The sequence below is a fragment of the Streptomyces sp. NPDC043861 genome, from assembly GCF_056435905.1.
Genome location: NZ_JBWKDP010000011.1, coordinates 83,690 through 108,182, shown reverse-complemented (window position 1 = coordinate 108,182; position 24,493 = coordinate 83,690). Strand labels below are relative to the sequence as shown.

23 protein-coding genes are annotated in these 24,493 nt (G+C 69.5%); 11 read left to right on the top strand and 12 right to left on the bottom strand.

From position 1 onward, the window contains the following. Positions 1-109: 109 nt before the first annotated feature. The 5 genes from AC068D_RS24395 to AC068D_RS24375 all read left to right on the top strand — a co-directional run bounded on the left by AC068D_RS24395 (position 110) and on the right by AC068D_RS24375 (position 5,142). Entirely contained in the window at positions 110-1,048 is a 939-nt protein-coding gene (locus AC068D_RS24395; RefSeq protein WP_478825162.1) for a cellulose-binding protein, read from the top strand. A 242-nt stretch (positions 1,049-1,290) separates the two neighbouring features. Continuing rightward, a complete protein-coding gene (locus AC068D_RS24390) occupies positions 1,291-2,241 on the top strand; it encodes an ABC transporter ATP-binding protein (RefSeq protein ID WP_478825161.1) in 951 nt (316 codons plus the stop codon). A gap of 3 nt (positions 2,242-2,244) precedes the next feature. Next, entirely contained in the window at positions 2,245-3,024 is a 780-nt protein-coding gene (locus AC068D_RS24385; protein WP_478825160.1) for an ABC transporter permease, read from the top strand. 190 nt (positions 3,025-3,214) lie between these two features. Beyond that, positions 3,215-4,321, top strand: coding sequence for an ABC transporter ATP-binding protein (locus AC068D_RS24380; protein WP_478825159.1), 1,107 nt, complete (start codon positions 3,215-3,217; stop codon positions 4,319-4,321). Beyond that, the gene (locus AC068D_RS24375; RefSeq protein WP_478825158.1) at positions 4,318-5,142 is read left to right on the top strand and encodes an ABC transporter permease; all 825 of its coding nucleotides are present in this window, start codon (positions 4,318-4,320) and stop codon (positions 5,140-5,142) included. Before AC068D_RS24380 ends, AC068D_RS24375 begins: the two co-directional genes overlap by 4 nt. Positions 5,143-5,199: 57 nt before the next feature. Here AC068D_RS24375 and AC068D_RS24370 read toward each other — a convergent pair whose 3' ends face one another. Further along, entirely contained in the window at positions 5,200-5,529 is a 330-nt protein-coding gene (locus tag AC068D_RS24370) for an ATP/GTP-binding protein (RefSeq protein WP_478825157.1), read from the bottom strand. Positions 5,530-5,745: 216 nt separating this feature from the next. Between AC068D_RS24370 and AC068D_RS24365 the strand changes: the two genes are divergently transcribed. After that, on the top strand, positions 5,746-6,795 hold the full coding sequence (locus AC068D_RS24365) for an LLM class flavin-dependent oxidoreductase (RefSeq protein WP_478825156.1): 1,050 nt from the start codon (positions 5,746-5,748) through the stop codon (positions 6,793-6,795). A 133-nt stretch (positions 6,796-6,928) separates the two neighbouring features. Here the strand turns inward: AC068D_RS24365 and AC068D_RS24360 are convergent, their stop codons facing one another. After that, positions 6,929-7,321 (bottom strand): SCO5389 family protein, encoded by a 393-nt coding sequence (locus tag AC068D_RS24360; RefSeq protein WP_451705503.1) that lies wholly within the window; start codon positions 7,319-7,321, stop codon positions 6,929-6,931. Positions 7,322-7,609: 288 nt separating this feature from the next. On the opposite strand from AC068D_RS24360, the gene nucS reads away from it, so the two are divergent. Further along, complete coding sequence (gene nucS, locus AC068D_RS24355; protein ID WP_478825155.1) at positions 7,610-8,281, top strand: endonuclease NucS; 672 nt, start codon at positions 7,610-7,612, stop codon at positions 8,279-8,281. A gap of 270 nt (positions 8,282-8,551) precedes the next feature. Here the strand turns inward: nucS and AC068D_RS24350 are convergent, their stop codons facing one another. The 3 genes from AC068D_RS24350 to AC068D_RS24340 form a co-directional block, all read right to left on the bottom strand. Further along, positions 8,552-11,206 (bottom strand): ATP-binding protein, encoded by a 2,655-nt coding sequence (locus tag AC068D_RS24350; RefSeq protein WP_478825154.1) that lies wholly within the window; start codon positions 11,204-11,206, stop codon positions 8,552-8,554. 219 nt (positions 11,207-11,425) lie between these two features. After that, positions 11,426-11,749: an STAS domain-containing protein gene (locus AC068D_RS24345; protein WP_478825153.1), complete on the bottom strand. Its 324-nt coding sequence runs from the start codon at positions 11,747-11,749 to the stop codon at positions 11,426-11,428. A 167-nt stretch (positions 11,750-11,916) separates the two neighbouring features. Continuing rightward, positions 11,917-12,765, bottom strand: a complete 849-nt coding sequence (locus tag AC068D_RS24340; protein ID WP_478825152.1) for a 3-hydroxyacyl-CoA dehydrogenase family protein — start codon at positions 12,763-12,765, stop codon at positions 11,917-11,919. 613 nt (positions 12,766-13,378) lie between these two features. On the opposite strand from AC068D_RS24340, the gene AC068D_RS24335 reads away from it, so the two are divergent. Next, on the top strand, positions 13,379-13,951 hold the full coding sequence (locus AC068D_RS24335) for a cob(I)yrinic acid a,c-diamide adenosyltransferase (RefSeq protein WP_478825151.1): 573 nt from the start codon (positions 13,379-13,381) through the stop codon (positions 13,949-13,951). On the opposite strand, the gene AC068D_RS24330 is transcribed toward AC068D_RS24335, so the two are convergent. Next, positions 13,877-14,500, bottom strand: a complete 624-nt coding sequence (locus tag AC068D_RS24330) for a hypothetical protein (protein ID WP_478825150.1) — start codon at positions 14,498-14,500, stop codon at positions 13,877-13,879. The genes AC068D_RS24335 and AC068D_RS24330 overlap by 75 nt on opposite strands. 151 nt (positions 14,501-14,651) lie before the next feature. Between AC068D_RS24330 and AC068D_RS24325 the strand changes: the two genes are divergently transcribed. From AC068D_RS24325 to AC068D_RS24315, 3 genes are all read left to right on the top strand, one after another. Next, entirely contained in the window at positions 14,652-15,860 is a 1,209-nt protein-coding gene (locus tag AC068D_RS24325) for a sensor histidine kinase (protein ID WP_478825149.1), read from the top strand. Continuing rightward, a complete protein-coding gene (locus AC068D_RS24320; protein ID WP_478825148.1) occupies positions 15,857-16,513 on the top strand; it encodes a response regulator in 657 nt (218 codons plus the stop codon). The genes AC068D_RS24325 and AC068D_RS24320 overlap by 4 nt, the downstream gene beginning before the upstream one ends. Positions 16,514-16,672: 159 nt before the next feature. Then, complete coding sequence (locus tag AC068D_RS24315) at positions 16,673-18,523, top strand: glycosyl hydrolase family 18 protein (RefSeq protein WP_478825147.1); 1,851 nt, start codon at positions 16,673-16,675, stop codon at positions 18,521-18,523. Between the two features lie 114 nt (positions 18,524-18,637). Here AC068D_RS24315 and AC068D_RS24310 read toward each other — a convergent pair whose 3' ends face one another. From AC068D_RS24310 to atpA, 6 genes are all read right to left on the bottom strand, one after another. Then, positions 18,638-19,375: a 4'-phosphopantetheinyl transferase family protein gene (locus AC068D_RS24310; RefSeq protein WP_478825146.1), complete on the bottom strand. Its 738-nt coding sequence runs from the start codon at positions 19,373-19,375 to the stop codon at positions 18,638-18,640. Further along, positions 19,372-19,818: a DUF2550 domain-containing protein gene (locus AC068D_RS24305; RefSeq protein ID WP_478825145.1), complete on the bottom strand. Its 447-nt coding sequence runs from the start codon at positions 19,816-19,818 to the stop codon at positions 19,372-19,374. The genes AC068D_RS24310 and AC068D_RS24305 overlap by 4 nt, the downstream gene beginning before the upstream one ends. A gap of 132 nt (positions 19,819-19,950) precedes the next feature. Then, a complete protein-coding gene (locus AC068D_RS24300; RefSeq protein WP_478825144.1) occupies positions 19,951-20,322 on the bottom strand; it encodes a F0F1 ATP synthase subunit epsilon in 372 nt (123 codons plus the stop codon). A gap of 164 nt (positions 20,323-20,486) precedes the next feature. Continuing rightward, on the bottom strand, positions 20,487-21,941 hold the full coding sequence (gene atpD, locus AC068D_RS24295) for a F0F1 ATP synthase subunit beta (RefSeq protein ID WP_478825143.1): 1,455 nt from the start codon (positions 21,939-21,941) through the stop codon (positions 20,487-20,489). Beyond that, the gene (locus AC068D_RS24290; RefSeq protein ID WP_478825142.1) at positions 21,941-22,867 is read right to left on the bottom strand and encodes a F0F1 ATP synthase subunit gamma; all 927 of its coding nucleotides are present in this window, start codon (positions 22,865-22,867) and stop codon (positions 21,941-21,943) included. The genes atpD and AC068D_RS24290 overlap by 1 nt, the downstream gene beginning before the upstream one ends. Before the next feature lie 20 nt (positions 22,868-22,887). Then, complete coding sequence (atpA, locus tag AC068D_RS24285) at positions 22,888-24,486, bottom strand: F0F1 ATP synthase subunit alpha (RefSeq protein WP_478825141.1); 1,599 nt, start codon at positions 24,484-24,486, stop codon at positions 22,888-22,890. Positions 24,487-24,493: the final 7 nt, after the last annotated feature.

Here is a 24,493-nt window from a genome sequence, read left to right as displayed (position 1 = left end):
CAAAAGGCTGGACATTCTCCATATCAAACGGGCATCTGCTCGATGACACGCCGCCTGGGCGCCTAGGATTCCCTCTAACACCTCACCGGTCTCATTCGACAGGAACCCCATGAGCGACACTTCCTCCCCCTTCGGCTTCGAGCTCGTGCGGCGTGGGTACGACCGCGGTCAGGTGGATGACCGCATTACCAAACTCGTCGCCGATCGTGACAGTGCACTCGCACGGATCACTTCTCTGGAAAAGCGCATCGAGGAGCTCCACCTCGAGACGCAGAATGCCCAGGCCCAGGTCAACGACGCCGAACCGTCGTACGCGGGACTCGGGGCGCGTGTCGAGAAGATCCTCCGCCTCGCCGAGGAGGAGGCGAAGGACCTGCGTGAGGAGGCCCGTCGCGCCGCCGAGCAGCACCGTGAGCTCGCCGAGTCGGCCGCACAGCAGGTGCGCAACGACGCGGAGTCGTTCGCGGCCGAGCGCAAGGCGAAGGCCGAGGACGAGGGCGTCCGGATCGTCGAGAAGGCCCAGGGCGAGGCGAACACGCTGCGCTCGGAGGCGCAGAAGGACGCTCAGTCCAAGCGCGAGGAGGCGGACGCCCTCTTCGAGGAGACCCGTGCGAAGGCGGCCCAGGCGGCCGCTGACTTCGAGACCAACCTGGCGAAGCGCCGCGAGCAGTCCGAGCGGGACCTGGCGTCGCGTCAGGCGAAGGCCGAGAAGCGTCTGGCGGAGATCGAGCACCGGGCGGAGCAGCTGCGCCTGGAGGCCGAGAAGCTGCGCACCGACGCCGAGCGCCGCGCCCGTCAGACGGTCGAGACCGCTCAGCGCCAGGCCGAGGACATCGTCGCGGACGCGAACGCCAAGGCGGACCGGATCCGCAGCGAATCGGAGCGCGAGCTGGCGGCGCTGACGAACCGTCGCGACTCCATCAACGCCCAGCTGACCAACGTCCGCGAGATGCTGGCCACCCTGACGGGTGCGGCGGTTGCGGCGACGAGCACCCCGGCCGAGGACGAGCCGATCTCCCGCGGTGTCCCGGCCCAGCAGACGCGCTGACGCCTCTGCACTCCTCCCGGACCTTCACCCGTGCCCGGTGCCCACAAGGCACCGGGCACGGGTGTTTGCGTTGCGGGCAAGGGTGTTTGCCGGTGCGGACAGGACGTTCGCACCGGTCTGCGGAGGCGGGTACGGCCCCGGAGGGCGAGGTCGCTTTCACGCCACCCGGCAGTGGCGGATTCGTCCACGATTGTTGGCCGCATGCGGTGGCGAAGGCCATCCCACGCTCGTAGCGTGAACGCATGATCGAGCTCGAGGGTCTCACCAAGCGCTTCGGCGCCAAGGTCGCGGTCGACCGTCTCTCGTTCCAGGTCCGGCCCGGCGTCGTGACCGGCTTCCTCGGGCCCAACGGCGCGGGCAAGTCGACGACGATGCGCATGATGCTGGATCTGGACAGTCCCACCAGCGGGACCGTTCGGATCGACGGCAAGCACTACCGGGACCTTCAGGAGCCGCTCACGTACATCGGTGCGCTGCTGGACGCCAAGGCGATGCACGGCGGCCGGTCCGCGTACAACAACCTGCTCTGTCTGGCTCAGGCGAACCGGATTCCGGAGAGCCGGGTCTCCGAGGTCCTCGATCTGGTCGGCCTCACCGCGGTCGCCAGGAAGAAGTCCAAGAGTTTCTCGCTCGGTATGGAACAGCGGCTGGGAATCGCATCTGCGCTGCTCGGCGACCCTCGGGTGCTGCTCTTCGACGAGCCGGTCAACGGGCTTGACCCGGAGGGAATTCACTGGATCCGCAATCTGATGAAACTGCTCGCGTCCGAGGGGCGGACGATCTTCGTCTCCTCGCATCTGATGAGCGAAATGGCCCTCACCGCGGATCACTTGATCGTGATCGGCCAGGGCAGGCTTCTCGCGGACACATCGATGGCCGAATTCATTCACCGGAACTCCAGAAGTTTTGTCCGGCTCCGCTCCCCTCAGCAGGAGCGGCTGCGCGATGTTCTCCATGAGCAGGGGCTTTCGGCGATCGAGTCGGGCAACGGCACGCTGGAGATCGACGACGCCACGACCGAGCAGATCGGTGAGCTGGCCGCACAGCACCGGATCGTGCTGCATGAGCTGAGCGCCCAGCGGGCCTCGCTGGAGGAAGCGTTCATGCAGATGACGGCGGGCGCGGTCGAGTACCACGCGCATTCCACCGAACCCGGTGCCCCGCAGTGGGCCCCGCGCGACAAGGGAGCCTGACCCATGGCATCGGTACCCGCCGTGCTCCGGTCCGAGTGGACCAAGATCCGTACGGTCTCGTCGACCACATGGACCCTGGTCAGCGCGTTGGTCGTGACGGTCGCCCTGAGCGCCGCGCTCTGCGGACTGATGGCGGCGACCTTCGACGATCTGCCGGACGCCGAACGGGCCACTTTCGATCCGACACTGATCAGCTTCTCCGGGATGGTGCTCGGCCAGCTGGCGATGGTCGTCTTCGGTGTGCTGGTGGTCGGCACGGAGTACAGCTCCGGGATGATCCGCACCTCACTCGCGGCCGTGCCCCAGCGCGCCACGTTCCTGTTCAGCAAGATCACGGTGGCCGGACTGCTCGCACTGGTGGTGGGTCTGGCGACGAGCTTCCTGACCTTCTTCCTCGGGCAGGCGCTCCTCGGCGATCACGGTACGACCGTCGGCGAGGCGAACGTCCTGCGCGCCGTGATCGGCGCCGGGCTCTACATGGGCCTGATCGCGGTCTTCTCGATGGGCGTGGCGGCGATGCTGCGCAGCTCGATGCTGTCGCTCGGCATCCTGATGCCGTTCTTCTTCTTGGTCTCCCAGATCCTGTCCGCGGTGCCGCACGCGAAGGACGTCGCCCGGTACTTCCCCGACCAGGCCGGATCGAAGATCATGCAGGTTCTCCCCGACGCGATGAACAGCGACCCGGCGCCCTACGGGCCGTGGGGCGGCCTCGGCATCATGCTGCTCTGGGTCGTGGCGGTGCTGCTCGGCGGATACGTGGTGCTCAAGCATCGGGACGCATGACCGCGTCGTCGGGAGACGCGGACCGCGGGGGACACGCATCCAGGACGCGGGCCGGCGGCGGAGTGGGTATCGAAACGCACGCCGTGGCCGGAACCATCGTGCGCTGGATATCCTCCTAACTCTTACGGGGGCGTGCGGCCCGATTGCGGTCCGAGCCCCGACGACCTGACCTGTCGATGGGGCTGGACGAATGATCGAGGCAGTCGGCCTGACAAAGCGCTACGGCGCGAAAACGGCCGTACACAACCTTTCCTTCCAGGTACGGCCCGGTGCCGTCACCGGCTTCCTCGGCCCCAACGGCTCGGGCAAATCGACGACCATGCGTATGATCCTCGGTCTCGACCAGCCGACTTCCGGCCATGTGACGATCGGCGGTCATCCCTTCCGGCAGCTGCCGAACGCGCCGCGCCAGGTCGGGGCGCTCCTCGACGCCAAGGCTGTGCACGGCGGGCGGAGCGCACGGAACCATCTGCTGTCGCTCGCCCAGCTCTCCGGCATTCCGGCCCGCCGGGTCGACGAGGTGCTCGGTGTCGTCGGCCTGCAGGACGTCGCAAAGCGGCGCTCCAGCGGCTTCTCACTGGGCATGGGGCAGCGGCTGGGCATCGCCGCGGCACTGCTCGGCGACCCTCAGGTGCTGCTCTTCGACGAGCCCGTCAACGGCCTCGACCCGGAGGGCATCCTGTGGGTCCGCACGCTGATGAAGGCGCTGGCCGCAGAGGGCCGCACGGTCTTCGTCTCCTCGCACCTGATGAGCGAGATGGCCCTCACCGCCGACCATCTGATCGTGATCGGGCGGGGTCAGCTCCTCGCCGACATGAGCGTCAGGGACTTCATCGCGGCGAATTCGGCCGGCTTCGCGCGGGTGCGCACCCCGTCCGACGACCCCCAGCAGCGGGAGAAGCTGACGTCCGTCCTCACCGAGGCCGGCGGGCAGGTGATGCCCGAGCAGGACGGTGCCCTGCGGGTCACCGGTCTCGCGCTGCCCTCGATCAGCGACCTGGCGCATGACGCGGACGTCCGGCTGTGGGAGCTGTCTCCGCACCAGGCCTCCCTGGAGGAGGCCTACATGCGGATGACGCAGAGCGCCGTGGACTACCGCTCGACGGACGACCTGAGGGCCGGGTTGATGGAACTGCCGCCGGCGGGCCACGACCCGTCCGTTCCGCCCGTCGTCCCCGATGTGCCGCTGCAGGGCTGGTACGTCCCGCCGCCGCCCGGACAGAACCCGTACGCCACCGAGCCCCCGGCTCCAGCCGCGCCCGCCGCCGACCCGAACAAGCCCGAGGACGCCCGATGACCGCCCCCGCCCCCCATCAGCAGCCGGGCGCCATGTACGCCTCGCCGATCCCGGTGCGCAGGGCGCACCTCGGCGACGCCCTCGCCTCCGAGTGGACCAAGATCCGTTCCGTGCGCTCCACGATGTGGACGCTGGGCACCTTGATCCTGCTGATGACCGGCATCGGTCTGGCCATCGCCGCGCTCATCGCGACCGTCGACGACGGCGACACGCAGGGGACACCTGCCCTCGGCCTCGGCTTCTTCGGAGTGCTGCTCGGATCGGTCTGCGTCATCACCCTCGGCGTGCTCACGATCGCGTCCGAGTACGGCACGGGCATGATCCGTACGACCCTGACGGCGTGCCCCAGCCGGGCCAGGGTGCTGACGGCGAAGGCGATCGTCTTCTTCCTGCTCGTCTTCACGATCACCACGGTGACCGCCGCGCTCGTCGCCGCCGCGCAGTCGGCGATCGTGAACGCCCCCTCCGCCTCGGTCTCCGACTGGCTGCGCGCAACCGTGGGCATCGGTGTCTTCATGGGGCTTCTCGGGCTGCTGGCGCTGTCCATCGGGGCGATCATCCGCCACTCCGCCGGCGCGATCACCATCATGATCGGCGTCATGCTGCTGCCGCTGGTTGCCGCCATCTTCATGCCGACGTCGCTGGTCGACGTACAGGAAGCCCTGCTCAACTACGCGATCCCGAGCCAGATCATCTCCCTCTACGGCGAAGGGCTCGAGGCGAACGGCCCGACGGGCTGGAGTTCGCTGCTGATCATGCTCGGCATCTCGTCGGTCGCGATGGGCTGCGCCTACTTCGCACTGCACAGCCGCGACGTCTGACCTCGAGACAGACGACGGGCAGCTCCACCAGGCGCTGCCTGGCGCGGCATTCGGCTCTCAGTACCGCGGTGCGTTACGGGACCGCTGCACCCTCGAGGTGCGGCGGTCCTTCGCGTTCCAGCACGCCTTGTGCCAGTGGCGGCGGTCGTCCACGCCTCCGAACTCCGGCCAGGCCACCACATGAGGGGTCCCGGCGGGGATCTCCTGGTCGCAGCCGGGGCAGCGGTACCGCTTTCCGACGGTGCTCGCTCCGGCGACGTGGCGCACCGCCCAGTCCTCGCCCTGCCAGCTCTCGGTCCGCTGCACACCGCCGTAGCGGTCGCCCGCCACACCTGCAGGGTCGGTCGGCTTCTCGCCGCCACGGGGGCGGTTGCGACGCGGGGACACGTAACACCTCACGGGGCACAGACCGGACTGTTCCCTCCCAGCCTACGGGCCGCGACGGTGGGTAGCCGTCCCACACGGAGCGGTACTCCCGCACCCACAGGGGCCAGTTACCGGAAAATCGCAACAACTTCACGAATGGCCGTGCCTTTGGCACGTGTCAGACGTTGTTGCCTGTGTGGGGGGAATGCCGCGTCGGCCGCAAGGAGGCATAAGGCGATGCGCGTTGGAGCTTTTGTACTGGCGGCCCAGTTCCCGGGCCAGGGCCAAGGGGAGGCGTTGCACCGGGCGGTCCGGTCGGCGGAGGCCGCGGAGGCCGCGGGGCTCGACTCGGTCTGGCTGGCCGAGCACCACTTCGTGCCGTACGGGGTGTGTCCGTCGGCCGTGACCCTGGCCGCGCTGCTGCTCGGCCGGACCGAGCGGATCCGGGTCGGCACGGCGGTGAGCGTGCTGCCGACCGTCCACCCGGTGGCGCTCGGCGAACAGGCGGCCCTGCTGCACCTCACCTCCGGGGGGCGGTTCTCGCTGGGCGTCGGCCGGGGCGGGCCCTGGGTCGATCTCGAGGTCTTCGGCTCAGGGCTCGCGTCGTACGAGAAGGGCTTCCCCGAATCGCTCGATCTGCTGCTGCGCTGGCTTCGTGAACCGCGGGTGTCGGCCCGGGGCGAGCGGTTCACGTTCCGCGAGGTCCCCGTCGTGCCGAGGCCGGACGAGCTGCTCGACGGCGGCGACGGCCGAAGCGGAAGCTGTGCGGGCCCGGAGGTCGTCGTGGCCTGCACGTCCCCCGCGAGCGTCCGGCTCGCCGCCGAGCGCGGCCTGCCGATGCTCCTCGGCATGCACTGCGGCGACGAGGAGAAGGCGGAGATGGTCGCGCTCTGGCGCAGGCACGCGCTCGCGTCGGGCCACGCGCCGGACGACATCGCGGACGCCGGGCATGTGTCGGCCGGAGTGGTGCAGATCGCGGACGGCCGGGCGGAGGCCGAGGAGACCCTGGTGAAGGCGATGCCGGGGTGGCTGAAGAAGGGGCTCGACGCCCATGTCACCGTCGACGGACGCCAGCGCTCGATGCGTGATCCCGTGGCGTACACGGAGCTGCTGTGCGAGCTGCATCCGGTGGGCCCGCCACGGCTCGCGGCCGACCGGCTCGCGGCGACCTCGGAGCGCACGGGCATCAACCGCTTCGCCCTGCTCGTCGAGGGTTCCGGTGATCTTGCCGCGACGGAGGAGAACGTCCAACGGCTGGGCGCCGAGGTGCTTCCGCTGCTCCCCTGAGTCCGAGTGTGCGGGCCGTACCTCACGGACGGCCCGCACACCCCGCGCCGGCCCGTCGTTCCGGCGAATGCTGCCGCCCCGGCATCCATGGCCGTTCGGTGTTTCCGGTGATGCGGAGCGGCAGCAAAAGACATCAGCAGTCGCGCATTTCGGGCGACTGATTGAGCAGCTGGGCCCTTACGGAAGTAAAGCGGGCGAGCCGCTCATCCACCGAGGGGTCCAGCGGGAACACCGCGACGCGGTGGCAGTTCTGGAAGGCGAGCCGCACACCGAAGTGCCGCTGCAGGGCCCCACGGATGGCGTCGCTCGCGAGCGCGCGCAACAGCTGACCACGTGCCTGCTCGTCCGGCGGCGGCGTCTGGTTGTCGGCGAAGTCCCCGCCGTCCACCTTCAGCTGAGCCACCAGAGAACTGATCATCTCCCATGCAAAGGGCAGGGAGGTCCGGACGCAGTCGACGAATGCAGCTTCGTCGACCTCGCCTCGCTCGGCCTGTTCCAACAGCGCCGGTGAGACGTCGAGCGACATGGGTTCTCCTCTCGCGACCCCGGAGCGACCGGGGTCTTACGGGCAGGGAAGGAGACCGACCGACAGTGACCACGCGCGGCCGATCATGACGACGCAGAGTGCACGGCCGGCGACCTCCTGCTTCCACGTTAGGCGCGCTGTCAGGTCCGCACCAGGAGAATGGGAACACAACCGGCCAATAACGTAAGGGGACAAGAGGGGCGACCTGTGGATTCCCGAGCGAGGGTGGCTCGGGCTACGGCTGAGAAAATCGCGCGAAGCCCGGTACGTCGAGTAGCGTTGCCGACCATGCGTCTCGTCATCGCCCGCTGTTCTGTGGACTACGCGGGCCGGCTCACCGCCCACCTGCCCTCCGCTCCCCGGCTCATCCTGGTCAAGGCCGACGGCAGCGTCTCCATCCACGCCGACGACCGGGCGTACAAACCACTGAACTGGATGTCTCCTCCATGCACCTTGAAGGAGGGCGGAGGCGGGGCAGAGGACGTCTGGACCGTGGTGAACAAAGCGGGCGAGAAATTGATCATCACGATGGAGGAGATCCTCCATGACTCGTCCCATGAGCTGGGCGTGGACCCCGGCCTCATCAAGGACGGTGTGGAGGCGCACCTCCAGGAACTCCTCGCGGACCGCATCGAGACCCTCGGCGAGGGCTACAGCCTGATCCGCCGCGAGTACCCCACGGCGATCGGGCCGGTGGACATTCTGTGCCGTGATGCGGACGGCACGACCGTGGCGGTCGAGATCAAGCGCCGTGGCGAGATCGACGGTGTCGAACAGCTCACGCGCTACCTGGAACTCCTCAACCGGGACCCCCATCTGGCCCCGGTCCGCGGCGTGTTCGCGGCCCAGGAGATCAAGCCCCAGGCCCGCGTCCTGGCGACGGACCGCGGAATCGGGTGCGTGGTCCTGGACTACAACGCGATGCGCGGCATCGAGGACGACAAGCTCCGTCTGTTCTGACGGAGCGGTGGCGTCGGTCGGCCCCCTGGGATCCGGCGCACCAGGACCGGGGCATCCCGCTCCGCCACCGGCCTCCCCGGGCCGTGCGAGTGGGTCGCGGGTACGGGCGGGCCCGGATCGCACGGAATGCGCTGCCCCGCGCCAGGTGAGAACCCGGCGCACCGGCCCGGCACCGGGGCGTGGCCACCACTCCGGTCGGCTCGGGTGCCGGCCCGTCCGGCCGCCGGTGCCCCCGGGGACACGCCGCCGGGCGTCCCGTGCCGGCTCCCGTCAGCCGGAGCCGCTCGGGCCGGGGATGCTGCTGCTGGGGCTGGTGTCGCCCTGCGTGCCGCCGCCCGAGCCGGTGGTCGTCGCTCCGTCGGTGGCGCCGTCCGTGGTGCCGTCGGAGACGCCCCCTTCCGCACCGTCCGACGTGGTGCCGTCGTTCGTGCCGGCCGTCGCCGTGCCCGTCGTCGACGACGAGCCGCTGGGCGTACCCGGCGAGCTGCTGCCACCGGCGGTCGGGGAGGGCGAGGTCGTCCCGCCGTCCGACGGCGAGGGCGAGCTGCTGCCGCCGTTCGACGGCGAGGGCGACGAACTCCCACCGCTCGAAGGCGAGGAGCTGCCACCGGTGCTCGGCCGGCCCGTGGTCGAGCCGCCAGAGCCGGACGTCCCACCACTGCCGGGGGAGGACGGCCTGCCGCCCGGCTCGGACGTGCGGGAGGGCGAGCGGCTCTCGCCGGGGCGGGCACCGCCCGACGGGTCCGGGTCGGCGGGCTCGGACGCACCGGCCGTCTCGTCGGGACGGTGGGTCGAGTCGTCGGCCGGTTCGTCGGCGTTCAGACCGTCGCCGGTGGTGTCGTCCTCGTTCGCCGAATGCTCATTCGTCACTCGGTTCGCAGGTTCGTCCTTGTCGGAGGTGGCGCCCAGCGTCACCACGGTGCCGAGGACGACCGCCAGCAGCACACCGGCACCTGCGGCGACCATGTTGCGGCGGGCGCCGGTGAGGATCGAACTGCGGATGCCCGCACCCGCAGGGGACGGTGTGTCATGACGGGTGACCAGGGTCTCGTCCGGCGACGACACCATCGGAACGCCCCGGGGCGGCGACGCGGACTCCTCGTAGCGCGCGGCCGGAACCTCCTCACCGGCCGGACTGCGTCCGCCGGGTACGAGCTCTCCGCCGTGGCCCTCGGGCCGGGGGATGCTTCCGGCGCGGTCGGTGACCAGCGCCAGGGCCCGCCGCCCGGCCACCGTCCCCTGTTTGTCGGAGAGCGCTCCGCGCATCGCTATGGAGGCCTCGAGTTCTGCACGTGCCCGGTCCAGGTTCCCCGTGCACAGCGCGAGCACACCTAGCTCGTGGTGGAAGTAGGCCTCCTCCGCCACGTCACCCGCGCGCCGGGCCGCCTCCTGCCCGCCCCGCAGCATCCGCTCCCAGGCCGCCCAGTGCAGCCCCGACGCGAAGGCGGGTGCCGCGCTGCGGGCGAGGAGCACCACCGCGCCGATGTGATCCGTGTCGTCGCTCACCGGTACCAGTGCGGTCACGGCCGCGAGGATGGCATCCGCCTCGGCCACCGCCCGCCCGGGTGCGACCGAGGGGTGGCTTGTCCACCAGGCGTAGTGCCGAGCGGCGGTGTGGGCACGGTCCACCGCGCCCTCGCCGTATCCGGCGGCCTCCAGTTGCGCCGCGACACCGGCAGCCAGCCGGTAGCGCGAGCCGACGGGAGTGAGCAGCCCACAGCTCGTCAGCTCGCCGAGCGCGGCATCCGCGTGGGTGTCGCCCACGAGCGCCGGCAGATGGGCCTGATGCGGGACCTCTCCGCCGAGCGCGACGGCGAACCGCAGCGTCGCCCGCGCCGATTCGCTGAGCCGTGAGGCGAGCAACGCGGCCGGGGCGGCCCCCTCCCCCAGGGTCGGCAGCGGCACGCCGTGGACATCGGCGAAGACGTTGTCACCGTCCTCGTCGTCGGGATCGGCCACGGGTGTCCGCAGCGCGTCACGCTGCCGCAGCAACGCCCCCGCCTGTACGAAACGCAGCGGCCGGCCTTCGGACTCGAACCACAGGTCACCGGCCCAGTTCGCCTCGTCGTCCGTGAGAGGCCGGTCGACCGCCCGCTCCAGCAGGTCGAGCGCGGCGCTGCGGCCGAGCCCCCGGAGGAACACCTCCTCGAGGTGGGAGTCCGGTGACGGCGCAGCGACGTCGGGCGTCGCCGCGAGCAGGAAGGCGCACTCGGGGGTCGCGTCGAGCAGTTCGTCCAGCGCGCTGCCGCCGAACTCGAGGTCGTCGAGGACGACCACGGCCCCGATGTCGCGGACCAGTTCGAGCAGCCGGGTCCGGTCGGGGCGTTGGAGCGGCGCGTGGTGGACGGCGGCGAAGAGGTCGTACAGCAGCTCGGCGGGCGTGCGGTGGAAGCCGGACAGGCGTACGACGCCGTCGGGTGCGAGACCGGCGCAGTCGGCCGCCACGGCGTCCAGGAGGGTGGTCCGACCGGAGCCCGCGGGACCCGTCAGCCTGACGGATCGGCCGCGGCCGAGCAGCCGTACCAGCCGGTCGCGTTCCTCGTCGCGCTCCAGCAGCGGCAGCGGTGGGGCAGCCGGGCCGGGCGGCACCGGCGGATGGGCGGCGCGCCGTACGTCTTCTCGCTCCTCGGCACCGTGCCGGGGCGGCTCGACGGGCTGCTCTCCCGGCGGGCAGGGCTCTACCTCGCTGCCGTCCACCGGGTTGACGGTGAGGAGGAGGTCCCCGGAGACCACCTGCACGGTGCGCACCGGCGTCTTCTGCCCGAACTCGGGAGGGATCGCGTCACGCGGCGGGCGCTGTGCGCCGACGCCTTCCCGTTCGCCGTCCTCGAAGGGGTCCCCGCCGTGATCGCGGTCGCCGTCCTCGAAGCGGTCGTTGTTGTGGCCGTGGCCGTACTCACCCGGTTCCCGGTTCATCGGGTCCATGGTCAAAGCCCCCAGATGGCGTCTCGTGCGGAAGTCCCTCCCGGCCTGTCTGCACGCTCCGCTGCCGCTTCCGGTCGGTGCCCGCCGCAGGGGTTCGTCCATCGGCAGGCGACCGAACCCTAGACCTTCGAGCAGTATCCAGGAACAGCCGGGGTGCCGGGCCGCCCGGGACATCACAGTCTCGTGAGGATTCTGCGTGCCCTGCCGGGGCGCGGCGGGTCACGCGCGCGGCAGGGACTCCGCGGCGATTCCGCCCTCGATGGCCAGGATCCGGTGCAGCCGGGTGGCCACCAGGAGGCGCTGCATCTGCGGTGGCACGCCGCGCAGGACGAGCCGTCGCCCGCAGCGGCCGGCCCTCCTGTGCGCGCCCATGATGACCCCGAGTCCGGTCGCGTCCCAGGAGTCGAGGTCGCTCAGGTCGAGCACCAGGTCGCCGACACCGTGGTCGACGGCCGAGTGCAGGACCGTACGGGCGTCCGCCGCGCTGCGGACGTCGAGGCGGCCCCCGACGACCAGCTCGGTGTGGTCGCCCCTGATGTGCATATGCGCTCCCCGAGAGTGCGTTTGTCCGTCAGATCTCTCTGCTGTCCGCGTGTTTCTTTCCAACAACTGACTGCCCCCGGGGCAGAGAAGTTGCCGCCTGTAAGCGAACCGATACCGAATTCACCCGAGAGGGTGATGGTGCGCAGGCGCGTGCGGCCAGTGGTCGATCAGTGCTTGTAGAAGCCCTGCCCGCTCTTGCGCCCGATGTCACCGGCGTCCACCATCCGGCGCATCAGCTCCGGGGGCGCGAACTTCTCGTCCTGCGACTCGGTGTAGATGTTGTTGGTGGCGTGGAGCAGGATGTCGACGCCGGTCAGGTCCGCGGTGGCCAGCGGGCCCATGGCGTGGCCGAAGCCCAGCTTGCAGGCGATGTCGATGTCCTCGGCGGTCGCGACGCCCGACTCGTACAGCTTTGCGGCCTCGACGATGAGCGCCGAGATGAGACGGGTCGTGACGAAACCGGCGACGTCGCGGTTGACGACGATGCAGGTCTTGCCGACGGACTCGGCGAATTCACGGATGGTTGCGAGGGTTTCGTCGCTGGTCTTGTAGCCGCGGACGAGTTCGCAGAGCTGCATCATCGGGACGGGCGAGAAGAAGTGGGCGCCGACGACCCGCTCCGGACGCTCCGTCACGGCCGCGATCTTCGTGATCGGGATGGCGGAGGTGTTGGAGGCGAGGACCGCGTCGTCCCGTACCAACTTGTCGAGCGTGCGGAAGATCTCGTGCTTGACCTCGAGCTTCTCGAAGACCGCCTCGACGACGATGTCCACGTCGGCGACGGCGTCGAGATCCGTGGTCGTGGTGATGCGCGCCAACGCCGCCTCGGCGTCCGCGGCTTCGAGCTTGCCCTTGGCGACGAACCTGTCGTACGACGCCTTGATCCCATCGGTGCCGCGCGTCAGCGCCGCGTCGGTGACGTCACGCAGAACGACGTCCCACCCCGCCTGGGCGGAGACCTGCGCGATTCCGGACCCCATGAGTCCCGCTCCGATGACGGCGAGCTTCCCGGCCACTGCTGCACCCCTTAACACACGTTTACTTTTCTTCTCTCCGGCGGAGGTTAGCGCCCGTGAGGGGCCGTGTGGCGGTGAAGAGATGCGCGTCACGTCTCGGATGACGGACATCACACCGGACCGGGTCGTCCGGCCGGCCGAACCGCACACTCCAGCACCTTGCGCCCCAGCAGTCCCTCCCTGTCGTCGAGGAGGTCCAGGGCTTCGCGAGGGACAACTGCGGCACGTCGCTCACCGGTACGGCCGGCCTCACGGACGGGCCCCCGGCTGCTGTTCCTCGACATCGACGCCGGGCCTCGCCCCCCTGCAGGGCGGGCGGGTCCGCACGTCCACGACGATGCTGTACGGAGTGCTCGGGGCGGCGATGCGCGGCGCCAGGCGTGACCGTGGGCACAGACGCCTTCCGGAAGGCCGGCGCGTGATGGGAGCCTGCCCGGCCCACGGCCTCTCGTTTGGATCTTGCCGGGCTCGCGTGCCCCGGCACGCACGCTCGCCGCGTTGTCGTCAGTCGACCACGCTCCGCGTGGACTCCTTCCTCCGCCTTGCGATCGCACGCACCGGACCCCGCTCACCGATCCAGCCCGATCCAAACGAAAGACCCTAGGCTTGCAGCATGGTCAATCTGACGCGCATCTACACCCGCACCGGCGACAAGGGCACGACGGCACTCGGCGACATGAGCCGCACCGCCAAGACCGATCTGAGGATCTCGGCCTATGCCGACGCCAACGAGGCCAACGCGGTCATCGGCACGGCCGTCGCGCTCGGACAACTCCCGGAGGAGGTCGTGAAGGTCCTCGTCCGGGTCCAGAACGACCTCTTCGACGTCGGCGCGGACCTGTCCACACCCGTCGTGGAGAACCCCGAGTACCCGCCGCTGCGCGTGGAGCAGTCCTACATCGACAAGCTGGAGACCGACTGCGACCGATTCCTGGAGGACCTGGAGAAGCTCCGCTCCTTCATCCTGCCGGGAGGCACGCCCGGTGCGGCACTGCTGCACCAGGCGTGCACGGTGGTGAGGCGCGCCGAGCGCTCGACCTGGGCCGCGATCGAGGTGCACGGCGAGACGATGAACCCTCTGACGGCGACCTACCTCAACCGGTTGTCGGACCTACTGTTCATTCTTGCCCGTACGGCCAACAAGGAGATCGGGGACGTGCTCTGGGTCCCGGGCGGGGAGCGCTGACGAGGGCTCCCCGCCGGCCGGCGCCTTCTTCGGCCAGACCGCGTAGCAGAGTGCGACCAGACCGTGGAACAGCACCGCCCGCCAGGCGACGCCCGCCCAGTCCTGCAGCGAGGTGGTCCTGGACGCGTCGCCGACGTACCACCCGGCGATCAGCAGCAGTGCGGAGGCGACGGCAGCGGCCACGAGAGTGCCCAGCCACACCTTGCCCTCGTACTTGGCGCGGCTCATTCCGTACCGCGGCGGCTTCACCGGCGGCGGCCCGCCGGCGAAGCGGTGCGCGGCGTGTCCGTCGAGCCACTTGATGGTGCGATGGCCGTGGCCGACGGTGTATCCGATGTAGAGCGCCGCAATTCCGTGTTTCGCGGTGGGGTCGGCGCCGTTCTTGAGGTCGAGCGCCGTCACGACGAGGAGCACGAGCTCCAGCAGCGGCTCGCACAGAAGGATGGCGAGACCGGTCCGCGGCATCTTGAGCAAGTAGCGCGCCGAGAGGCCGGCGGCCAGCAGCACCCAGAATCCGACCTCACAGATCACGATCAGCGTGACGATCACAGCTGCGCTCCCTTCGTTCGGATCCAGACTCCCGGCCCGGAAGCGCGCAATCGTCGTCGTGAGTGACGAACCACCACTGCATCCTTCGATGTACCCCGCTTCACCCCGCACGGGGAGGCAGGCAGCCTCCCCCTGCGTGTTTGATGAAGGGGTGACCTTCCCCCGACCCCATCGCGAAGATGTCGCCATCGCCGTCACCGGGCTGGCCGGCGGCCTGCTGCTGTGGTCGCTCGGGCTGCAGACCAACGCCGGCGTCCGCCCGTTCACCGCGTCCTGGGTGATCCTGGTTCCGCTCGCCGTCATGTCCGCCCTGGAGCTGCTGCGGCGGACCATGCCGCGCACCGCGCTGGCCGTCGGCACCCTCGCGCTGGTGCTCGATCTGCTCACACCGGGCAACATCGTGACGCTGCTGATGTTCACGGACATCGTGTACGCAGCCGTCGTCTACGGAAAGCCCGAGACGGCCCGCCGGCTCCCCTATCTGACGGGGCTGATCACGGTCGCGGCGACGATCGCGCTCGTGGCGTGGTACCAGGAGCCGTACGCCCTGCTGCTCGGGCTGATCATCGGACTGGTGTCGTTCGCGCCCGCCACCACCGGGGCCCTGGTGCGCAACCACCGCGATGCCGCCGACGCGGCTCGGCTGCGCGCCGAGCAGACCGCGCTGCTCGCCGAGATGGACCGTACGCAGGCGGTGACCGCCGAGCGCGCCCGGATGGCCAGGGAGCTGCACGACATGGTCGCCAACCATCTCTCGGCGATCGCCATCCACTCCACCGCCGCGCTCTCCCTCGACGAACCGGCCACCACTCGTCAGGCCCTCACCGTCATCCGGGAGAACAGCGTGGCCGGCCTCACCGAGATGCGCAGGCTGATCGGGCTGCTGCGCGACAGCAGCGGCGACGGCGAACCGGCGGCCGCGCCCACCCTCGCCGCGCTGGACACCCTGCTCGCCCAGGCCCGGACGAACGGCGGGGCGAGCGGGCTCCTGTTCGAGCTGGACGATGCCCGGGAGGAGGGTGCGGCGCTGCCCGCGCCGGTGGAGCTGGCGGCGTACCGGATCGTGCAGGAGTCGCTGACGAACGCGCTGAAGCACGCGGATCCCGGCGACGTCTCGGTGAGCCTCACGGGGGCGCCGGGAGATGCGCTGACCGTACAGGTGACCAGCCCGTTCGGCGGCAGACCCGGGCCTCGCGCCCCCGGTTCCGGCGCCGGTCTGGTCGGCATGCGGGAGCGGGTGGCGCTGCTGGGCGGGGAGTTCGAGGCCGGTCCGGTCGAAGGTCCGCCGGGCGGCCCGGCAAAGGTGTGGCGGGTACGGGCGGTACTGCCCATGGAGAAGGACAAGGAGCCGTCGGCGTGAGCAGTGCGATCCGGGTGGTGGTTGCGGAGGACCAGAGCGCCGTACGGGCGGGGCTGGTGCTGATCCTGGGCAGCGCCCCGGACATCGACGTGGTCGGCGAGGCCGGGGACGGCGAGGAGGCGGTGCGGCTCGCCCGGGAACTGCGCCCGGATCTGGTGCTCATGGATGTGCAGATGCCCAGGCTGGACGGGGTGTCGGCAACGAGGCAGGTGGTCGGCGAAGGCCTGGCCGATGTCCTCGTGCTGACGACGTTCGACCTCGACGAGTACGTCTTCGGCGCGCTGCGCGCGGGGGCCGCGGGCTTCCTGCTGAAGAACACCGATGCCAACGGTCTGATCGACGCCGTACGGACGGTGGGACGCGGCGAGGGACTGATCGCCCCGGCCGTGACCCGTCGGCTGATCGCGGAGTTCGCCTCCCCGTCTCCCGTGCGCGCGGCGGACGCGCCGGATCCCGCCGTGCTCGACGTGCTGACGCGACGCGAGCGGGAGGTGCTGGCCTGTCTGGGCGAGGGGCTGTCGAACGCCGAGATCGCGGTACGGCTGCAGATGGCGGAGGCCACGGTGAAGACACATGTGAGCCGGTTGCTGGGAAAGCTGGAACTGCGCAGCAGGGTCCAAGCCGCTGTACTGGCACAGGAGTTGGGGATCTGAGCGGATCGGGACACAGCCGCGCCCCGACTATGGTCTGGACCTCTTGACGATTGGTCCAGACCTTCCTACTCTCACCGCACGGCACACCGCGGTGAGCCCCGCGGAGTGCTCTGCACGGACCGACCCCCGCTTTGTCGTCCGCAACTCGAGGAGCACCCCTTGAGCACGAGTACGTCCCCCACCAGAAGCAGATTCAGGTCCAGAGCGGCGGCGGGACTCACCGCGCTGCTCCTCCCCCTCGCCGCGATGGTCGGCCTCGCCACTCCCGCCGAGGCGGCCGCATCGGCCACCGCCACCTACGCCAAGGTCCAGGACTGGGGCAGCGGATTCGAGGGCAAGTGGACGGTGAAGAACACCGGCACCACCTCGATCGCCTCCTGGACCGTCGAGTGGGACTTCCCCTCCGGCACGTCGGTCACCTCGGCATGGGACGCCGACGTGACCGGCTCCGGCACCCACTGGACCGCCAAGAACAAGAGCTGGAACGGCAGCCTCGCCCCCGGCGCCTCCGTGTCCTTCGGCTTCAACGGCGCAGGTCCCGGCGCCCCGTCCAACTGCAGGATCAGCGGCGGCTCCTGCGACGGCAGCACCGTACCCGGCGACAACCCGCCGTCCGCCCCGGGCACCCCGTCGGCAAGCGCCATCACCAACACCTCGGTCGCGCTGAGCTGGACCGCGGCCACCGACGACAAGGGGATCAAGAACTACGACGTTCTCCGCGACGGCGCGAAGATCGCGACGGTCACCGGTCTCACGTACACCAACACCGGGCTCACCGCCGGCACGGACTACTCGTACACCGTGCAGGCCCGTGACACCGCCGACCAGACAGGACCGGTCAGCGGCGCGCGTGCCGTCCGCACCACCGGAGGCGGCGGCCCGGACCCACAGCCCGGCAGCAAGGTCAAGCTCGGCTACTTCACCGAGTGGGGCGTCTACGGTCGCAACTACCACGTGAAGAACCTGGTGACCTCCGGCTCCGCATCGAAGATCACCCACATCAACTACGCGTTCGGCAATGTCCAGGGCGGTCGCTGCACCATCGGTGACGCCTACGCCGACTACGACAAGGCCTACACCGCCGACCAGTCGGTCGACGGAGTCGCGGACACCTGGGACCAGCCGCTGCGCGGCAACTTCAACCAACTGCGCAAGCTGAAGAAGGCGTACCCGCACATCAAGGTGCTCTGGTCCTTCGGGGGCTGGACCTGGTCCGGCGGCTTCCCGCAGGCCGCAGCGAACCCGGCCGCCTTCGCCGATTCCTGCTACCAGCTGGTCGAGGACCCGCGTTGGGCGGATGTCTTCGACGGCATCGACCTGGACTGGGAGTACCCGAACGCCTGCGGTCTGTCGTGCGACACCAGCGGCCCGGCCACGTTCAAGAACATGATGCAGGCCATGCGCGCCAGGTTCGGTACGAACAACCTGGTCACCGCCGCCATCACGGCGGACGCGAGCAGCGGCGGCAAGATCGACGCCGCCGACTACGCGGGCGGCTCGCAGTACGCCGACTGGTACAACGTGATGACGTACGACTTCTTCGGCGCCTGGGCGGCGCAGGGCCCCACCGCCCCGCACTCCCCGCTCACCTCCTACGCAGGTATCCCGCAGGCCGGCTTCAACTCCGCCGAAGCCATCGCCAAGCTCAAGGCGAAGGGTGTGCCGTCCGCCAAGCTGCTGCTCGGCATCGGCTTCTACGGGCGCGGCTGGACGGGTGTGACCCAGGCGGCACCCGGTGGCACGGCGACCGGCCCGGCGCCCGGCACCTACGAGCAGGGCATCGAGGACTACAAGGTCCTCAAGAACTCGTGCCCGGCGAACGGCACGGTCGCCGGCACCGCGTACGCGCACTGCGGCTCCAACTGGTGGAGCTACGACACCCCGTCGACGATCAACGGAAAGATGAGCTGGGCGAAGAACCAGAACCTGGGAGGCGCGTTCTTCTGGGAGTTCTCCGGTGACACGGCGAACGGCGAACTGGTCAGCGCCATCAACAGCGGCCTCGGCTAGGGACTTTCGTTTCGATCGGGCCGGACCCCGCGAGCCCGGCAAGATCCGAACGAGAGGCCCCAGGTCCTGCCCGGGCAATCCTCTCGGACCGACAGGACCCGGCACACGCGGGTCTCAGCGGACCCAAACGTCCGAGTGCTGCACCACCTGTACGCGGTCGCCGTCCCCCACGACGGCGACCGCCGCCCGGTAGTCCTCACCGGCGTCAAGATCCTCGAGCCGCACCGGCAGGTGCGGCTCGGGGCGTTCCCGCCACTGCAGCAGCCCCGCGGGCTCGTCCGGTGCGGTCACCGTCAGCGTGGCGGGGTCGACCATCAGTCCGTCGCCGGTGGCCTTGAGGACGGCCTCCTTGCGGGCCCAGAAGCGCGTGAAGGCGGGCACCCGCTCCGACGCGGACAGCCCGTCCAGCGCCGCCAGCTCGGACACCGAGAGCACGTCGAGCGGCAGGTCCTCGCGCACGGTGACGACCTCGATGTCCACGCCGACGGGCCCGGCGGCCGTCAGGGCGACCATCACCCGGTGCCCCGAGTGGGACAGCGAAAGCTCCAGTGGGGTACCCGGCAGGGTCGGTTTGCCGTGCGGCCTGTCCTGGGCGTCGCAGTGCTTGCACACCGGTACGACGACCACGTCACGCGGATCGATGGACAGCTGTGCGGCGACGACCCGGCGGGCCAGGACGTGGGCGGTCAGATACAGCGCCCGGTCCTCGTTGCGGCGGAACTGCGCACAGCGGCTGCGTTCGTCCGCGTCGAGCACATCGAGCAGTTCGGGCACCCATAGGGCCTCGGCGGACCAGACGTGGCACTCCCCCGGGCCCACCACCGGAATCACCGCCGTGTCGTCGGTGCTCACGCGACGTTCACACGCTGCCCGGGAGGCGCCGCCTCGAGCCAGGCGAGAAAGCCGGTGAGCGCGTCCTCGCTCATGGCCAGCTCCAGACGGGTCCCGCGGTGCAGACAGCCGAGAACGATCGAGTCGGAGAGCAACGCCAGCTCCTCCTCGCCGTCCGGCATCCGTCGCGCCAGCACCTCGATCGCCGACCGTTCCAGGATGCGACGGGGACGGGGTGCGTACGAGAAGACACGGAACCACTCGATCCGGTCACCGCTGTAGCGGGCGACTCCGTACACCCACCCCTTGCCGGAGTGGTCGTCCTTCTCCGGTACGTTCCAGCGCAGGCTGCAGTCGAAGGTCCCGCCGGAGCGCTGGATCAGTCTGCGGCGCAAGCCGAAGACGAAGAGCCCGATCACCAGCAGTGCGACGACCAGACCGCTCACAAGCAGAGCGAGGAACATCTCCACCGACCTCCTCGCTTCGTCCCGTAGCGGAATACATCCTGCACGTGCACCTGCATCGCCTCAGCCGCGACCCGGTCTGGAGAAGTCCAGCCAGGGCCGCGGCTGAGGGTGGTCCATGGGCGCGGTGCGCTAGTGCACCGCGACCGCGCGCAGCCGGACCTCGGCGCGCCGCTCGGCTGCGGCGTCGTCGTCAGCCTTCGCGCGCTCCAGCGCGCGCTCTGCGCGCTGCTGGTCGATCTCGTCCGCAAGCTCGGCGATTTCCGCGAGCAGCGACAGCTTGTTGTCGGCGAACGAGATGAAACCGCCGTGCACAGCGGCAACGACCGTTCCCTCGCTCGTACGGATGGTCACCGGGCCCGATTCCAGCACACCGAGCAGCGGCTGGTGACCGGGCATGACGCCGATGTCGCCGGACGTGGTGCGCGCGACGACCAGGGTGGCCTCGCCGGACCAGACCTGGCGGTCGGCGGCGACCAGCTCGACGTGCAGCTCAGCAGCCAAGGGTGGCTCCTCGGGTCACCACCCGGCGGTTCAGCCGGGTGTTGGGTCATAAGTCTAATAGGGCTCCGGACGACGGAACGCCGGGGCCCGTCCGGGGTCACCCCCGGGGTGGGCGTGCAGAGGGGGGCGGGTGGGCACCCGCCCCCCTCTACGAGTCAGCCGACTCAGGAGACGCCGAGCTCCTTGGCGTTGGCCTTGAGGTCCTCGAGGCCACCGCACATGAAGAACGCCTGCTCAGGGAAGTGGTCGTAGTCGCCGTCGCAGATCGCGTTGAACGCGGCGATCGACTCGTCCAGCGGAACGTCCGAACCGTCCACACCGGTGAACTGCTTCGCCGCGTGGGTGTTCTGGGACAGGAAGCGCTCGACACGACGGGCACGGTGGACAACGAGCTTGTCCTCCTCGCCCAGCTCGTCGATACCGAGGATCGCGATGATGTCCTGGAGGTCCTTGTACTTCTGCAGGATCCCCTTGACGCGGGTGGCCGCGTTGTAGTGCTCCTGGGAGATGTAACGCGGGTCCAGGATGCGGGACGAGGAGTCCAGCGGGTCCACCGCGGGGTAGATGCCCTTCTCCGAGATCGGACGGGACAGAACCGTCGTCGCGTCGAGGTGGGCGAAGGTGGTGGCCGGCGCCGGGTCGGTCAGGTCGTCCGCGGGGACGTAGATCGCCTGCATCGAGGTGATCGAGTGACCACGGGTCGAGGTGATGCGCTCCTGCAGGAGGCCCATCTCGTCCGCCAGGTTCGGCTGGTAACCCACCGCGGACGGCATACGGCCGAGCAGGGTGGACACCTCGGAACCGGCCTGGGTGAAGCGGAAGATGTTGTCGATGAAGAACAGCACGTCCTGCTTCTGCACATCGCGGAAGTACTCCGCCATGGTCAGACCGGCCAGGGCGACGCGCAGACGGGTGCCCGGGGGCTCGTCCATCTGGCCGAAGACCAGCGCGGTCTTGTCGAGAACGCCGGACTCCTCCATCTCCGCGATGAGGTCGTTGCCCTCACGCGTGCGCTCACCGACACCGGCGAACACGGAAACGCCCTCGTGCAGCTTGGCCACACGCATGATCATTTCCTGGATGAGGACCGTCTTGCCGACACCCGCGCCACCGAACAGGCCGATCTTTCCACCCTTGACGTACGGGGTGAGAAGGTCGACGACCTTCAGGCCGGTCTCGAACATCTCGGTCTTCGACTCGAGGTCCTCGAACTTCGGGGCCCTGCGGTGGATCGCCCAGCGCTCGGTCTCCTGGCCGTTGGCCTCGGGCTCGTTCAGCACCTCACCGAGGGTGTTGAACACCTTGCCCTTGGTGAAGTCACCGACCGGGACGGTGATGCCCGCACCCGTGTCGGTCACCGCGGCCTGGCGGACCAGACCATCGGTGGGCTGCATCGAGATCGTGCGGACCACGCCCTCACCGAGGTGCTGGGACACCTCGAGGGTCAGCGTCCGGGTGGTGCCCGGGTTCGCCGGGTCCGGGACGTCGACGTTCAGGGCGTTGTAGATCTCCGGCATCGCGTCGACGGGGAACTCCACGTCGACGACCGGGCCGATGACGCGCGTGACGCGGCCGGCGGCCACGCCCGACGCTGCGGTCGGCTCAACAGTCGTGGTCATTAGTAGTCACTCCCCGCGGTCGCGTCGGCCAGTGCGCTCGCGCCACCGACGATCTCGCTGATTTCCTGGGTAATGTCGGCCTGGCGGGCCGCGTTGGCAAGTCGGGTGTACGTGTTGATGAGATCACCCGCGTTGTCGGTCGCCGACTTCATCGCCTTGCGCCGGGACGCGTGCTCCGAGGCAGCCGCCTGGAGCAGGGCGTTGTAGATACGGCTCTCCACGTAGCGCGGAAGAAGGGCGTCGAGGACGTCCTCCGCCGACGGCTCGAAGTCGAACAGCGGCAGGATGTCGCTCTTCGTGCCCTCCGCCTTCTCGGCCTCCCCGGACTCGGCGAGACTGAGCGGCAGCAGCCGGTTCTCGATCGGCGTCTGCGTCAGCATCGAGACGAACTCGGTGAACACGATGTGGAGCTCGTCCACGCCGCCTTCGGCCGTTTCCTTCTCGATCACCTCGATCAGGGGCGCCGCGATCTCCTTGGCGTTCGCGTACGAGGGGTTGTCGGTGAAGCCGGTCCACGCGTCCGCGACCTTGAGATCACGGAAGCCGTAGTAGGCCACGCCCTTGCGGCCGACGATGTACGTGTCGACCTCCTTGCCCTCGCCACGCAGACGCTCGGTGAGCCGCGCGGCCGCCTTGATGGCGTTGGAGGAGTAGCCGCCGGCCAGACCACGGTCGCTCGTGAGGAGCAGGATCGCGGCACGGGCCGGAGTGTCCGCCTCCGTCGTGAGCGGGTGCTTGGTGTTCGAACCGGTCGCCACCGCCGTGACCGCGCGGGTCAGCTCGGTCGCGTACGGCGTGGAGGCCGCCACCTTGCGCTGCGCCTTGACGATGCGCGAGGCGGAGATCATCTCCATTGCCTTGGTGATCTTCTTCGTCGCGGTGACCGACTTGATACGACGCTTGTAGACCCGGAGCTGGGCTCCCATGAGTCAGGTCCCTTCCGTCGTCACTTCGAGGCGTTGACGGCAGCCGGAGCTTCCTCGCCGAGCAGCTTGCCGTCGGAGGTCTCGAACTGCTTCTTGAAGGTGTCGATCTGCTCCGCGATCTTCCCGATCGTGTCGTCGGACATCTTGCCGCCCTCGACGATGGAGTCCATCAGCGGCTTCTGCTCCCGGTGCAGGTACTCAAGGAGCTCGGCCTCGAAGCGACGGATGTCCTCGACCGGGACGTCGTCCATCTTGCCGTTGGTGCCGGCCCAGATGGAGACGACCTGGTTCTCGGTGGCGTACGGCGCGTACTGGGCCTGCTTCAGCAGCTCGACCATGCGCTTACCGCGCTCCAGAGCGGCCTTCGACGCGGCGTCCAGGTCGGAACCGAAGGCGGCGAACGCCTCGAGCTCACGGAACTGGGCGAGGTCCACGCGGAGACGGCCGGAGACCTGGCGCATCGCCTTGTGCTGGGCGGAGCCACCGACTCGGGAGACCGAGATACCGACGTTCAGGGCCGGCCGCTGACCGGCGTTGAACAGGTCGGACTCCAGGAAGCACTGGCCGTCGGTGATGGAGATGACGTTGGTCGGGATGAACGCCGAGACGTCGTTCGCCTTGGTCTCGACGATCGGCAGACCGGTCATCGAACCGGCGCCCATGTCGTCGGAGAGCTTGGCGCAGCGCTCCAGCAGGCGGGAGTGCAGGTAGAAGACGTCACCCGGGTAGGCCTCACGGCCCGGCGGGCGGCGCAGCAGCAGCGAAACGGCACGGTAGGCGTCGGCCTGCTTCGAGAGGTCGTCGAAGATGATGAGGACGTGCTTGCCCTCGTACATCCACTGCTGGCCGATGGCCGAGCCGGTGTACGGCGCCAGGTACTTGAAGCCGGCCGGGTCGGACGCCGGGGCGGCGACGATCGTCGTGTACTCGAGGGCGCCGGCCTCCTCCAGGGCACCGCGCACGGACGCGATGGTGGAGCCCTTCTGGCCGATGGCGACGTAGATGCAGCGAACCTGCTTGTTCACGTCGCCCGAGCGCCAGTTGTCGCGCTGGTTGATGATCGTGTCGACGGCCAGGGCGGTCTTGCCGGTCTGACGGTCACCGATGATCAGCTGACGCTGGCCACGGCCGATCGGGGTCATCGCGTCGACGGCCTTGTAGCCCGTCTCCATGGGCTCGTGCACCGACTTGCGCTGCATGACCGTGGGGGCCTGCAGTTCAAGGGCACGGCGACCCGAGGTCTCGATCTCGCCGAGGCCGTCGATCGGGGTGCCGAGCGGGTCGACAACGCGGCCGAGGTAGCCCTCGCCGACGGCGACGGACAGGACCTCGCCGGTGCGCTGGACCGACTGGCCCTCCTCGATACCGCTGAACTCACCGAGGACGATGGCACCGATCTCGCGCTCCTCGAGGTTGAGGGCGAGACCGAGGGTGCCGTCCTCGAACCTCAGCAGTTCGTTGGCCATGGTCGAGGGAAGACCCTCGACCTTCGCGATGCCGTCGCCGGCAAGGCTGACCGTACCGACCTCCTCGCGCGAGGCCGCGTCCGGCTTGTACGACTGGACAAAGTTCTCCAGCGCATCCCGGATCTCCTCCGGCCGGATCGTGAGCTCCGCCATCTGGGTT

What these genes read in the sequence shown, in the direction of transcription:
- AC068D_RS24395 (WP_478825162.1), top strand. Translation starts at nt 110, where the DNA reads ATGAGCGACACTTCCTCCCCCTTCGGCTTCGAGCTCGTGCGGCGTGGG.
- AC068D_RS24390 (WP_478825161.1), top strand. Translation starts at nt 1,291, where the DNA reads ATGATCGAGCTCGAGGGTCTCACCAAGCGCTTCGGCGCCAAGGTCGCG.
- AC068D_RS24385 (WP_478825160.1), top strand. Translation starts at nt 2,245, where the DNA reads ATGGCATCGGTACCCGCCGTGCTCCGGTCCGAGTGGACCAAGATCCGT.
- AC068D_RS24380 (WP_478825159.1), top strand. Translation starts at nt 3,215, where the DNA reads ATGATCGAGGCAGTCGGCCTGACAAAGCGCTACGGCGCGAAAACGGCC.
- AC068D_RS24375 (WP_478825158.1), top strand. Translation starts at nt 4,318, where the DNA reads ATGACCGCCCCCGCCCCCCATCAGCAGCCGGGCGCCATGTACGCCTCG.
- AC068D_RS24365 (WP_478825156.1), top strand. Translation starts at nt 5,746, where the DNA reads ATGCGCGTTGGAGCTTTTGTACTGGCGGCCCAGTTCCCGGGCCAGGGC.
- AC068D_RS24360 (WP_451705503.1), bottom strand. Translation starts at nt 7,321, where the DNA reads ATGTCGCTCGACGTCTCACCGGCGCTGTTGGAACAGGCCGAGCGAGGC.
- nucS (WP_478825155.1), top strand. Translation starts at nt 7,610, where the DNA reads ATGCGTCTCGTCATCGCCCGCTGTTCTGTGGACTACGCGGGCCGGCTC.
- AC068D_RS24350 (WP_478825154.1), bottom strand. Translation starts at nt 11,206, where the DNA reads ATGGACCCGATGAACCGGGAACCGGGTGAGTACGGCCACGGCCACAAC.
- AC068D_RS24345 (WP_478825153.1), bottom strand. Translation starts at nt 11,749, where the DNA reads ATGCACATCAGGGGCGACCACACCGAGCTGGTCGTCGGGGGCCGCCTC.
- AC068D_RS24335 (WP_478825151.1), top strand. Translation starts at nt 13,379, where the DNA reads ATGGTCAATCTGACGCGCATCTACACCCGCACCGGCGACAAGGGCACG.
- AC068D_RS24305 (WP_478825145.1), bottom strand. Translation starts at nt 19,818, where the DNA reads ATGTTCCTCGCTCTGCTTGTGAGCGGTCTGGTCGTCGCACTGCTGGTG.
- atpD (WP_478825143.1), bottom strand. Translation starts at nt 21,941, where the DNA reads ATGACCACGACTGTTGAGCCGACCGCAGCGTCGGGCGTGGCCGCCGGC.
- AC068D_RS24290 (WP_478825142.1), bottom strand. Translation starts at nt 22,867, where the DNA reads ATGGGAGCCCAGCTCCGGGTCTACAAGCGTCGTATCAAGTCGGTCACC.
- atpA (WP_478825141.1), bottom strand. Translation starts at nt 24,486, where the DNA reads ATGGCGGAGCTCACGATCCGGCCGGAGGAGATCCGGGATGCGCTGGAG.